We start from the raw sequence: 12309 nt of genomic DNA on the forward strand, positions 1-12309 counted from the left end.
GTTTTTTGCTATACCCTAATTTAGTATACCAAGAAATTTATGAATTACCTAGAACAAAGGATTGACAAACATTAGCTGGTTTTCTTGTTGGCTAACGCAAATGGAAAAGATTATGCACTTTAACTCATTAAAGCACATAATCTTTCTGATACATCAAGAAAAGGAAGCACACTGGCCCCCTCTGTCTATCGTCCATTCGAGTTAGTCTGCTCATTCACTGCACTGACTCTGTTTCTGCCTTGCTGTTTCGATTGGTACAACAATTGGTCGGCGTATACATAGCCCTGTTCCATCGATTCCTGTTCACTGACTTCGAAAAAATATAGCCCAAACGAAGCGGTATAACTAATGGACATCACTGATTCCTTGAACTGAATTTCAATCCAGCTCTTGTCTACTTCCTGGCGTATCGTCTCTATTAAATCGACACATTGAGCAAAATCCCTGTTTCTGAGAAAAACCGTAAACTCTTCTCCACCACTTCTGATGAGTATATCATCGGTATGCAAATGCTTTTTTAGCGTAGAAGCAAAATGTTGAATGACCTGATCTCCAACTGAGTGACTAAAGGTATCATTAATTCGTTTGAACGTATCAATATCAGATACGACGATGCCGATACGCTCTTTTGACTGATTCAGCTCCGTCATCTTTTTATCCATATAGGCCCTGTTGAAAATGCCCGTCAAAAAGTCGGTATACGCCATTTGCTCATATTTATCCCGTTCGATTTTGTTTTGGATATGTTGCGATTTAACCAAAAAGGAACGACTAACCAGATAGTTTAGTATGAACAGACTAATCAGGACTTCCCATCTCTCTTCTTGCAGGAACAAAAACAACAGGCCATTGGAGAAGGAGGTTTTCGCCACATCCAGCAAGTTTCTTTGTTTGAGAAAGTCTAATATTTCTTTTTTTGTCTTAATTTCACCCAACAGGTAAAAGACAGTTGTTAAAAAGAAGTCTGATAACATTCCTGAAATCAAGGTTAACAGAAGCATCAGCATCCAAAAACCAAATGGAATACCCTGAAACATTTCCGAGAAGTATACATACAAGTAATAGGCTACAGAGGATTGAAGCGCAAATGAGCCGATATTGTAAAAGGTATGCACCCATTCATCTGGATCGTCGGTCTTGGTTATTTTCTTATAAATAAAAACAAGGAAACGGTAGGCGGATTCAAATAGAAATACACCGAAAGGACCCGCAAATAACCCGAAAGACATGCTGTAATTGATCCCATAATCTACGGTCACCGTACCCTGTTTTCTGTTCAATCGTAAATGATGATAGAGACAGGAGAAGAACAAATACACGCCAAAAGCCTTCAGGTATAGTTGACTCTCTGCAACGGAGTGATCTGCATCGATAGCTACAAAGAATGAGACAATAAATAGTACAAAGATAAATACTCTTTCTCCGAACATCCCCGTGTTTCTCCCTCCCAAAGTATTACGTATGTTTACCCTTTTTTGTTTCAGGAAAAACACAACTAAATAAAGAAAAACACATTTGAAAAAGAAAAGCGCCCTGTCCAGTTTCAACAAAGCGCCTCCGCACTATTACTATTATATTAACTCAAAATATAACGATCCTCCACAAATGCTTCTCCGCCTCGAGCTTCTTCAAATGCACGCAGCAGATCTTTTGCGGTCATCTGCTTTTTCCTTTCTTGAGGAATATCTAGAATGATCTGCCCTTCATGCATCATCAGAAGGCGATTCCCCATGTTCAGAGCCTGGTCCATGTTATGAGTGACCATGAGTGTAGTCAACTTTTCTTGCCCGACGATTTTCAACGTCAAATCCACGATGAGTTGCGCTCTTTTGGGATCTAGCGCTGCCGTATGCTCATCCAACAGCAGGATTTTGGGACTAGTGAAGGTTGCCATGAGCAGACTGAGCGCTTGCCTTTGTCCACCTGAGAGGAAACCAACTTTGGTCTTCAGACGATTTTCCAATCCCTGATCCAGCATTTTCAGTTTTTCACGGAACAGCTCACGCTTTTTCGAAGTTACGCCTAGGGAGAGCGTGCGGCGTTTACCCCTGGAATAAGCGATCGCCAGATTTTCCTCAATCGTCATATTCGGTGATGTGCCTGCCATCGGGTCCTGAAACACACGACCAATATAAGTTGCTCGTTGATACTCAGCCAGTCTGGTCACATCTTCCCCATCGATGGTAATCTTGCCTTGATCCGGGAACAGCCCCCCGGAAATGATGTTCATCAAGGTAGACTTCCCCGCTCCATTACCACCGATCACAGTTACAAAATCACCGGGTGCCAAACGAAGATTGACCGTTTTCAATGCAACTTTTTCGTTTATTGTTCCTTCATTAAATACTTTTCTGACCTGGGAGATGTTAAGCATCGTTCTTCCCCTCCCGTGTTGTTTTATTCGTCTTGCTCCATACGCCTTTCATCACATTCGGCAGGGTCAAAGCAACGATTACGATAAATGCCGTAATGAGCTTCATATCGGAAGGATTGAGGCCCGCACGCAAAGCCAGTGCGATGACCAGGCGATACACAACCGAACCTAAAATAACTGCAATGGTTGCACGCATAATCGTCGCATGTCCAAACAACACTTCTCCGACAATGACGGAAGCCAAACCGATGACGATCATCCCAATACCCATTCCAACATCAGCAAAACCTTGATACTGAGCGACCAATGCACCGGAAACTGCCACAAGCCCGTTGGAGAGACTCAAGCCAATAATCGTCGTGCGATCCGTATTGGCACCAAAGCTTCGAATCATGGTGGAGTTGTCGCCAGTTGCCCGAAGATCCAGTCCCACATCCGTATGCAAGAACCAGTCAATCAAGAATTTAATAACAATGACAAGGATCAGAAAAATAATCGCAACGCCTGAGAGGATCGTGACTCCGCCAATTGCCAAATCCGGAAATCCCAGGTCTTGAACAAACGTATACAGTGTTTCTTCACGCAGCAATGGCAAATTTGCCCGATCCATGATTCGCAGGTTAATCGAATATAAAGCAATCATCGTCAAAATCCCTGCGAGCAAGCCGTTTATTTTTCCTTTTGTACTCAAAATTCCTGTAAATGCACCAGCCAGTGCACCAACTACCAATGCAGCAAGAGTGGCAAGAACGGGACTAACCCCATCAATGATCAGCTTTGCTCCAATTGCGCCTCCAAGCGCAAAGCTGCCATCAACTGTCAAGTCAGGAAAGTTCAAAATTCGAAACGTCAAATATACACCGAGAGCCATGATTGCAAATAATAATCCTTGTTCAACAGCTCCGTTCATTGCGATACCCATTTGCTCCTCCTCTGTTAGAAAACTTGGCGTTTGCCAAGCCTTTGGCAATCCCTTATTTAATTACCTCATCCGCACGGTCGATTAATGCTTGAGGCAGTTTCACGCCCATTTTCTCTGCTGCAATCACATTGACAGTAAGCTTCATGTCGGACTGTTTCTCTACAGCAAGATCAGCCGGCTTCACTTCACCTTTTAATACTTTGGCAGCCATGTCAGCCGTTTGTTCACCCAATTTGGTGTAGTCAATACCGTAAGTTGCAATCGCACCACTTTTCACAGAGTTCTCTTCCGCTGCAATAACCGGGATTTTTTGTGCCTCTGCTACTGATAGTATAGCCGAGATAGAGGAAACTACCATGTTATCTGTCGGTACATAAATCGCATCTACTTTACCGATCATTGACTCTGCAGCCTGCTTTACTTCTGTTGGGCTGGTAATGGCCGCTTCTTCAATGGTCAGACCCACTTTGCTGGATACTGCTTTTGCCGCATCAATTTGTACCTTGGAGTTAACTTCCCCTGAATTATAAATGATACCGATTGATTTTGCTTCCGGTTTAATTTCCTTGAGCAGAGCTAACTGCTCTTCTACTGGATTCATATCCGTAGTACCTGTCAGATTGCTGCCTGGTTTGTCCATTGATTGTACAAGCTGTGCTGCAACCGGATCGGTAACAGCCGTGAAGAGAACCGGAATATCTTTGGTTGTCTGTGCCGCTGCTTGAGCAGTTGGTGTCGCAATTGCCAAGATTAAATCGACTTTGTCACCTTGGAATTTTTGGGCGATGGAGATCGCCGTATCCATGTTGCCTTGTGCCGATTGGAGATCAAACACAATGTTTTTATCTTTTTCATATCCGTTCTTCGCCATTTGAGCAATAAAGCCTTCACGTGCTGCATCCAACGCAGGATGCTCCACAATCTGAACGATTCCTACCTTTACTTGTTTCGCTGCGCCAGAATCGGCAGGAGCTGCTGCTGGTTGCGCTTTCTCACTTTGCTGCCCACACGCTGTGACGAATAAAAGCAAAGAAGTAAATAAAAAAGCTGCTATTCTTTTCATTGAAAAAACCCCTCCCAGTACGTAACCTTCTTTTTCAGATTGTTTGCATTTTATCACAAAGAACGCTGTTTTGTTAGTTTTAAAAATATTCTGAACTTTATTCACAAACAAAATCAGCTTCCCGTTGATAGAATAACCCGAACGAAGGGCTTTGAAACCATTCTTCATTCGGGTACCCATATTTATTTTAATAACGCCAGAGTGATGACATCATGCCAGGTCTTTGTGCCATCATGCCATAAATGCTGTCGCAACAAGCCTTCTTGCTGAAAGCCCAGTTTTTCTAGCACTTTCAATGATGCCGTATTTTCAGGGATAACCTCTGCGATCATTCTGTGATTGCCCAACGTCTCAAAAGTATAGGTAATGACAGCCTTCAATGCTTCTGTCATGATTCCCTGGTTCCAGTAATCCTGTGACAATTCATAGCCCAGTACAACGGGCAGCCTCCAGCGAAAAGGTCCTCGTACAGGGTTGATCGGGATCGTCCCTATAATTTTATTTTCACCTTTTAACGTAATTCCAAAGCGCATGAAGGTATCTTCCTGAAATTGTTCGCTCCAGTAGTTAATGATTTTTACAGCATGTTCTTCCGACTCTGGTCCGAACCAATCGAGATATTTTGTAACTTCACGATCGGAGTAATAAGCATATAGATCACTGGCATCGTCTACAGAAATCTCTCTCAATACCAGACGTTCTGTTTCAATCGTTGGAAATTGTTTTGTTTGCGAACTCACATCTATCACCTTACGTTCGTAATTATTAGATAGGTTGCGATAGTGCATTACAAGGTTGTTGGCATAAAGTGATTCCCCTTCCTTATATTACCTTTTGTAATTCTATAATACGAAAAACTATTCGTCAAATTTAAACATTAGTAAAAATTCAAACAAGTCTTCTTACATAAACTAAAAAACCCGAAAAACGGACTCATCTTCGAATCCATCATTCGGGTTATGGCTTACATTGATATTCACTCACTTCGGCTGGCTTACTTCACAATTTCCTTTGCTTCCTTTTTCAGCTCGTCAGAAATCTGCAGTCCAAATGTGCCAGCAGCTTTTTCATTGATGATTAAATCGGTTTCCTTTGATACTTCCACTGGGGTATCAGCTACCTTTTGACCTTTCAAAACGCGAGCAGCCATCTGTCCTGTCTGTTTCCCCATTTTGTAGTAGTCAATACCGTATGTTGCAACTGCACCACGTTTTACCGTATCAATATCGGATGCAAATACAGGGATTTTTGCCTTTTCAGCTACCATGAGTACACCGTCAAACGATGAAACAACCGAATTATCAATCGGAATCAGAATCGCTTCCACTTGATCAACCAATGTCTGTGTTCCTAGCTGTATCTCGGTAATGCTGGAAATTCCAGAACGCACAACTTCAATTCCTTTGGCTTGTGCTGCCTCTTCCAGCTCTTTCACCTGAACTTCAGAATTTACTTCTGATGTGGTATAGAGTACACCAATTTTTTTAATAGCAGGCATAAATTTTTGGATGAGTTCCAACTGTCTTCCCATGGATACCTTATCAGAGGTACCTGTCACGTTTTTGTCAGGCTTGTCCAGAGAATTCACTAGTTGGGCTGAGATCGGATCAGTTACTGTACTGAAAATAACCGGAACGTCTTGAATGGTTTTGGCTACTGCCTGCGAAGATGGTGTAGTAATCGCAATGACCATATCTTTTTGATCGCCAGCAAATTTCTGCGCAATTGAAATTGTATTATTCATTTCTCCATGCGCATTTTGGAAATCAATCGCCAGGTTTTTCCCGTCTTGATAGCCTGATTCCGCTAACCCGTCAACAATACCTTTTTGAATGGTATCAAGTGCAGGGTGTTCGACAAACTGGGTGATACCAATTTTCATGCTCTTCTCTGCTCCAGTGGTTACAGGTTCCTTGGATGATGTCCCACATCCACCTAAAACAACTGCCAATGCTAACGACAAAAACAATCCTGTGCTTTTTCTCATCTTTTCTCTTCTCCTCTGCTTTTCTGTACTAAATAACTAAACTACTCTCAACTAGTTTTTAATTATAGCACAATTTTTTATTTGCATTACTTTTTTGTTCAAACTTTGACATAACAATTTATTCTTGCGGCAAATTAATTTCAGATCCTACATTGTTTTTCTTGTATCCTTTTCTAGTTAAAAGCTTTTTAACATCTAGTTCGGCGGTTACTACCCCGAACAAAACCAGCGCCGCTCCAAAGTATCCTCTTCCTGTGAGTATCTCACCTGCAAAAGCAAAGGCAAAAACGGCCGCAAAAACAGGTTTTAATGAAAATAGTAAACCGGTTGGGTGGGAGTCGTATATTGTTGGGCAGTCGTTTGTACGATGAAACCAACCGCACTGCAAAGGACACCCAAGCCCAAAACAGCGACCCAACTCTCCATTGTACTTGGCAGTTGAGGTGTTTCCCAAAAATTGAAAACAAAAGCCCCCATGCTCCATTCCTGAAATGGTCTTGTATCGTGTCCCGGACAATGTCCGCATTCTTAGCCTGGAAGGAGACCATTATCGCTCCATTGGCATTGCAGCTACATCCTTTAAAACCATTTCTCCTGCATCGAGAAAGTTTGTTACTTACATTCAGTCGTATGTAAACGAATATAGGGAGGATACAATACCTTTCAATCGATGATGAAATGATAAATCCGGTTTTTTTGGCAACAATAGATATGTGATAACAAATTACATCCAATCGCCTAAGGAAGGGACAATACCATGGACTTTACCACGCAGAGCACTAGCGAGTTCGTTGCCAAAATTAAGGAAGCGCAAAGAAAAAATGAGAAAAGCAAAAGACAGCATCACGATGTCAGACATAGTAAACGCCTGCCGAGTCATGACAATATTCACAACTAACAGTATGGTTCCCCCAAACTGCTGACCAACGCAGGAATAGCACCTTTCGCTGATGCGATCGGTGCTAATTTGTTCTCATCGTATACTGTTCGACGTTTCCTCGGCCTAAAGAACTTACATTGCTTTATAGCCTTTTTGCTCAATTGTTTCCTGTATTTGACCAAAACTGACTGCAGATTCGTCATACTCGACATCTACCGTTCTTTTTGAAACATTAATGCCTTCAATTTTCACTCCCAAACCTTCCAACGCACCTTTTACCTTGTTTGCACATCCACCACAAGTCATTCCCTCGATAACCAATGTTTGTTTTTTCATCATTTTTTCTCTCCCTTTTTTTAAGCTGTACGTTTTAGATTTTCTTTTGTCTGTTTTGTATAAAATTTCAGCATATAGAATACCTACGTATAGTATATCTTTAGTTAAAAAATAATATCTTGAATAACCTCCTTATTTTTTTCGCCTTCTTGCTCATTATAATACTATACCCCCATACCCTATGTAAAGTGGTTTTTACAAATGTTTTAACCTATTTTCTAATTCAAAATGATTTGACACTTGCAGAATGTAGATATAAAATACAACCAATTCAATAAATCAATTGAATTGTTGAGGTGACTGCGATAATGAACCTGGAACGAAAATGGAAAGACCAACTTTATCAGGAATATGCTCGCATTGGCAAATGCCTTTCAAGTCCGAAGCGTTTGGAACTCATGGATTTACTGGCTCAAGGTCCTAAATCTGTTGACCAGCTAGCAAAGATTACTGGCATGAGTGTTGCCAACGTATCGCAGCATTTGCAAACGTTGCATGATTCAAGGTTGGTCCGATTCACTAAAAAGGGGAATTTTGTAATTTATGAGCTTACCGATTTATCCGTTGCTAATTTTATGGTGTCTTTACATCGTTTGAGTGAAAATCAATTGGTCGAGATTCAGCGAATAAAGAATGAATTTCTGCAATATGACGAAAGTATGGAACCAATTACGTTGGAAGATCTACTGGAACGGATGGAGAAAGGTGAAGTTTTGTTGTTAGATGTAAGGCCGAGGGAAGAGTACGAAATGGCACATATTCCTGGCGCTATTTCTATTCCTATTGAAGAATTGGAGTTGCATCTTGCATCCTTGCCAGCAAATAAGGAGATTGTAGCTTACTGCCGTGGTCCATATTGTCTTATGTCGGCTGAAGCTGTTGAAATTTTGAGAACGAAAGGGATCAGAGCTTCTCGGTTAGAAGAGGGCGTGCACGAATGGCATCATTATGTTGGTAGTACACATTGATCAAAATGAAGGAGGTATTACTCTATGAAGTTGGGTATTATTTTGGAGACAAAAGAGCCTGAAAAAGCTTGGAATGCCTTTCGTTTCGCTAATACATCGCTAGCACGGCAACATGAGGTTAAAGTATTCCTCATGGGTGAAGCTGTGGAATGCGAAGAAATTCGAGATCTAAAGTTCAATGTACATGAAGAGATGCAAAAATTTATTAATCGAAATGGAGTTCTATACGCGTGTGGAACTTGCCTTACATCTAGAAAATTAGAGGACCAAACATCTTGCCCGATTTCAACGATGAATGATTGCGTTGACCTCGTGGAATGGGCAGATAAAATGGTAACTTTTTAAAAAAAGCTTATCTAACAAACATGATTAGAAAGGTGGTTCTGAGCGATGTCGCATGAACCCCGTAAAATAAATGAAAAGCATGTGCAAATTTACATCGATTCTCCAGAAATGCAGAACCGGCTATATAAACGAACGTTGCTAATCGTTGTCCTATCACAAATTTTTAGTGGTGCAGGATTAGCTGCAGGTGTTACTGTCGGAGCACTCCTTGCTCAGGACATGTTGGGCACAGAAAGTTTTGCAGGCATTCCTGCCGGGTTGTTCACGCTTGGTTCTGCGTTGGCTGCATTCCTTGTTGGGCGTCTTTCTCAGCGTTACGGACGTCGTTTGGGGCTCGCTGCAGGATTTATTGTAGGTGGTATTGGCGCAATAGGGGTCGTATTTGCAGCTATTAGTCATAGCATTGTACTTCTGCTCGCTTCACTGTTTATTTATGGTGCAGGCACAGCAACAAATTTACAAGCACGTTATGCAGGTACCGATCTAGCAAAGCCAACACAACGGGCAACAGCAGTCAGTATTGCAATGGTTTCTACTACACTCGGTGCCGTTGCAGGCCCAAACTTGGTTGGTGTAATGGGCAATTTCGCTTTGTCACTCGGTGTCCCTGCGCTTGCCGGACCTTTCATACTAGCTGCGGCAGCCTACATCTTTGCCGGTCTGGTCTTTTGGGGATTACTCCGTCCGGATCCATTCGTTGTCGCAAATGCTATTGCCGCGATTCAGAAAGATAAGAGCAACACTTCAGACGTTAAAACAATCTCACTATCAATAAACAACCGAGGAATCATTGTCGGAGCCACCGTAATGATCTTAACCCAAATCGTAATGGTCGCAATTATGACAATGACGCCAATACACATGAAGCATCACGGTCATAGTTTGGGTGATGTCGGATTAGTGATAGGCATTCATATTGGCTCGATGTACCTCCCTTCCTTTGTGACAGGCATTCTTGTTGACAAAATAGGTCGCATTGCAATGTCGTTTGCTGCTGGTGGTACTTTACTTGCTGCAGGAATTGTAGCAGCCTTTGCACCTGCTGATTCCATGTTGGGACTCACCTTCGCTCTCGCTTTGCTCGGACTTGGCTGGAACTTTGGGTTGATTAGTGGGACCGCTCTCATTGTAGACTCGACTGATCTTTCGTCTCGTGCAAAAATGCAAGGAACAATTGATGTTTCAATTGCTTTAGCGGGCGCATCGGGTGGAGCACTTTCGGGAATGGTTGTAGCTAATTCCAGTTATGCAACACTCTCCCTCGTCGGAGGATTCCTTTCACTTCTATTGATACCAGTAGGCATATGGTATCACAGCAATCGTAAAATCAATCGAACAGAAAACATACCGCTATAATACCGTTCTTAGTCTAAAACTCTATTTTCTCGGAAAAAACAAGTAAACGGTTATCCTCTTGTGAATAAATTGTGAATAATATGGAGAAAGCCTATGGAACCGCTTTCAATGAGCTATAATCGCTGTATAACACAATGGCAAAAGAGAGGAAGAGACACCGATGGAAAGAGATCAAGCGACAAAAGTAATTGTGGAAGCGAAAAGAAAATTAGGCTTGAAGTGGATTGATATTGCTAATGCAGTAGGACGTTCGGAAACTTGGGTAGCAACCGCATTATTAGGACAAGGTACACTTTCTCTGGAAGAAGCGCAAAAAGTTGGTTCTGTCCTGGATTTGAACGAGGATGTAGTAGACGCTTTGACTGTCGTTCCTTACCGTGGAGCAACGGTTCAGATGCCGCCATCCGACCCAGTTCTCTACCGTTTTTACGAAATTCTCCTGGTCAATGGTCCTGCGATCAAAGACATTATTCATGAGAAATTTGGCGATGGCATTATGTCTGCAATTGATTTCAACATGGACATTCAACGTGTGGCAGACCCGAATGGAGATCGTGTTCAAGTAACATTAAACGGTAAGTTCTTGCCGTACAAAAAGTGGTAATATTGAAATCAAAAAACAACCCCCTTGGAAAATTTCCAAGGGGGTTGCACATTCTTCGTCAACAAATGATTACGCCAAAAAAAGCGCCATGATCAATTTATTGCAAATCAGCGAGGTTAACCACCTCAACCGTTTCTATTACATCAATCAGCTTTTCCACCTGCTTCAACAATAGCGTGTACTTTGCCGGATCACATTGAAAGCGGATGGACAAAGTTGCGGTTTCATCGGTTTGGTCAGGGACAACGCTGCATGCTTCAATATACGATTCATACCGGGTAAAGATCGTAATCACTCGCAGCAACACATCTGAACCGTTATTGATCTGGAAGGTAGCATTTGCTTTCATTTATAATTCCTCCTTTTCGCATCTACATAGTTGGTTTGATTCTTGCACAAATGAAAAACTCGCCCTGTATCCTTGACAGCGCATTGAAAAATGCACCTTTTTCGGGATACTGAGGCGAGCTAATTCGCGTTACCACTCAGTTTTTCTGTCTTCTCACGAAAAACAGACTTATCAGGTCTTTATAATCGATGACCTTTGTTCGTTAACGGGAACATCCGCCGTTTCTTACTTGACTTGGTTGGCCAGTTTTCAGAAACAGAGCTCCAAGGTGATATTCAAAGCAGGATGACGACTGTCCTTTCAGCACACGGGACAGCTCTCTGACATCAGAGCCAGCTTTTACTCGTCCTTGTCATAGCCATGCGTTATCAATGAATGACAAAAATAAAAAACTCTCGCTTCTCCTTACACGACGTTTGTCGATAAGGCCGAGGCGAGAGTATCGCGGTACCACTCAGCTTTTCCGTCTGCAAAACAGACAGTCTCATGAAGTCAATGTGATGGCTCTGACTTCCATCCGTTATCGGGGATGAATTCGTCGCTTCTTACTCAGGAACGGGTCGCTCCATTTCACAAGCAAAGCTCGAAGGGGATATTCAAAGGGAGATGACGACCTTCCTCACAGCACACGGGACGGCTCTCTGACATCAGGGCTCACTTCTACTTGTCCTTGTCAACGCTAATATATCATTCTGTTTGGTTACGAGTATTATAGGGAACCTTGGTTTTCTCTGTCAATACAATTCTGTGTCAATGACTCGTCAATAAATTGACAAGCTTGTATCTAACCAGTAGTCCGAGCGTTTCATGACGAAACTCCTACCATTTGACGTTCGAAAACGTGTTGATACATCAGGGCAGATTGACGGCTACCCAACCACACAGGTCATACCTATGCAGTCACTTCAACGATGTACTCGATTCCTTTTCGTTGAAGATTTATGGCTCCAATTCGATCATCATTCGATTGATAAGAGCAGTTTTTACAGCAGAACGTATGCTTTTTTTTATTACGATTTGCTCTGTTCGTATGACCGCATTTTGGGCATGTTTGAGAAGTATATTTTGGATCAACGGCAATCACAGATGGAAGGTCGGACAACTGAACGGGCTGATGCCCATCCT

General features: G+C 42.2%; 13 protein-coding genes, 2 pseudogenes and 1 other annotated feature. Of the genes and pseudogenes, 5 read left to right on the top strand and 10 right to left on the bottom strand.

Annotated features, from left to right (window positions below; all coding sequences use genetic code 11):
• Positions 1-185: 185 nt before the first annotated feature.
• The 7 genes and pseudogenes from ACPW7N_RS18235 to ACPW7N_RS18265 all read right to left on the bottom strand — a co-directional run.
• Entirely contained in the window at positions 186-1430 is a 1245-nt protein-coding gene (locus tag ACPW7N_RS18235; RefSeq protein WP_425652539.1) for a GGDEF domain-containing protein, read from the bottom strand.
• A 146-nt stretch (positions 1431-1576) separates the two neighbouring features.
• A complete protein-coding gene (locus ACPW7N_RS18240; protein ID WP_425652540.1) occupies positions 1577-2374 on the bottom strand; it encodes an ABC transporter ATP-binding protein in 798 nt (265 codons plus the stop codon).
• A complete protein-coding gene (locus tag ACPW7N_RS18245; RefSeq protein ID WP_425652541.1) occupies positions 2367-3296 on the bottom strand; it encodes an ABC transporter permease in 930 nt (309 codons plus the stop codon). Before ACPW7N_RS18245 ends, ACPW7N_RS18240 begins: the two co-directional genes overlap by 8 nt.
• A gap of 52 nt (positions 3297-3348) precedes the next feature.
• On the bottom strand, positions 3349-4359 hold the full coding sequence (locus ACPW7N_RS18250; protein WP_425652542.1) for an ABC transporter substrate-binding protein: 1011 nt from the start codon (positions 4357-4359) through the stop codon (positions 3349-3351).
• A gap of 182 nt (positions 4360-4541) precedes the next feature.
• The gene (locus ACPW7N_RS18255; protein ID WP_425652543.1) at positions 4542-5099 is read right to left on the bottom strand and encodes a GNAT family N-acetyltransferase; all 558 of its coding nucleotides are present in this window, start codon (positions 5097-5099) and stop codon (positions 4542-4544) included.
• Positions 5100-5353: 254 nt separating this feature from the next.
• Entirely contained in the window at positions 5354-6346 is a 993-nt protein-coding gene (locus tag ACPW7N_RS18260; RefSeq protein ID WP_425652544.1) for an ABC transporter substrate binding protein, read from the bottom strand.
• 118 nt (positions 6347-6464) lie between these two features.
• Positions 6465-6802 (bottom strand): annotated as a pseudogene (locus ACPW7N_RS18265) (EamA family transporter); the annotation flags it as partial.
• 301 nt (positions 6803-7103) lie between these two features.
• Here ACPW7N_RS18265 and ACPW7N_RS18270 point away from each other — a divergent pair.
• Positions 7104-7244 (top strand): DUF4023 family protein, encoded by a 141-nt coding sequence (locus ACPW7N_RS18270; protein WP_425652545.1) that lies wholly within the window; start codon positions 7104-7106, stop codon positions 7242-7244.
• Positions 7245-7358: 114 nt separating this feature from the next.
• On the opposite strand, the gene ACPW7N_RS18275 is transcribed toward ACPW7N_RS18270, so the two are convergent.
• Positions 7359-7565, bottom strand: a complete 207-nt coding sequence (locus ACPW7N_RS18275) for a heavy-metal-associated domain-containing protein (RefSeq protein ID WP_425652546.1) — start codon at positions 7563-7565, stop codon at positions 7359-7361.
• A 305-nt stretch (positions 7566-7870) separates the two neighbouring features.
• Here ACPW7N_RS18275 and ACPW7N_RS18280 point away from each other — a divergent pair, with 305 nt between their 5' ends.
• The 4 genes from ACPW7N_RS18280 (at position 7871) to cynS (ending at position 10835) form a co-directional block, all read left to right on the top strand.
• A complete protein-coding gene (locus ACPW7N_RS18280; protein WP_425652547.1) occupies positions 7871-8530 on the top strand; it encodes an ArsR/SmtB family transcription factor in 660 nt (219 codons plus the stop codon).
• Positions 8531-8554: 24 nt separating this feature from the next.
• Positions 8555-8875: a DsrE/DsrF/TusD sulfur relay family protein gene (locus ACPW7N_RS18285; RefSeq protein WP_425652548.1), complete on the top strand. Its 321-nt coding sequence runs from the start codon at positions 8555-8557 to the stop codon at positions 8873-8875.
• Positions 8876-8920: 45 nt separating this feature from the next.
• Positions 8921-10231: an MFS transporter gene (locus tag ACPW7N_RS18290; protein WP_425652549.1), complete on the top strand. Its 1311-nt coding sequence runs from the start codon at positions 8921-8923 to the stop codon at positions 10229-10231.
• A gap of 160 nt (positions 10232-10391) precedes the next feature.
• Positions 10392-10835 (top strand): cyanase, encoded by a 444-nt coding sequence (gene cynS / locus ACPW7N_RS18295; protein WP_425652550.1) that lies wholly within the window; start codon positions 10392-10394, stop codon positions 10833-10835.
• 97 nt (positions 10836-10932) lie between these two features.
• Here cynS and ACPW7N_RS18300 read toward each other — a convergent pair whose 3' ends face one another.
• Together ACPW7N_RS18300 and ACPW7N_RS18305 are read right to left on the bottom strand one after the other, a co-directional pair.
• Positions 10933-11184, bottom strand: a complete 252-nt coding sequence (locus tag ACPW7N_RS18300) for an ACT domain-containing protein (RefSeq protein ID WP_425652551.1) — start codon at positions 11182-11184, stop codon at positions 10933-10935.
• 107 nt (positions 11185-11291) lie between these two features.
• Positions 11292-11549: a binding site (T-box leader), on the bottom strand.
• 527 nt (positions 11550-12076) lie between these two features.
• A pseudogene (locus ACPW7N_RS18305) lies at positions 12077-12268 on the bottom strand (zinc ribbon domain-containing protein); the annotation flags it as partial.
• Between the last annotated feature and the right edge of the window lie 41 nt (positions 12269-12309).

The sequence above is a fragment of the Brevibacillus nigriterrae genome, assembly GCF_049846925.1.
Classification (GTDB): Bacteria; Bacillota; Bacilli; order Brevibacillales; family Brevibacillaceae; genus Brevibacillus_H.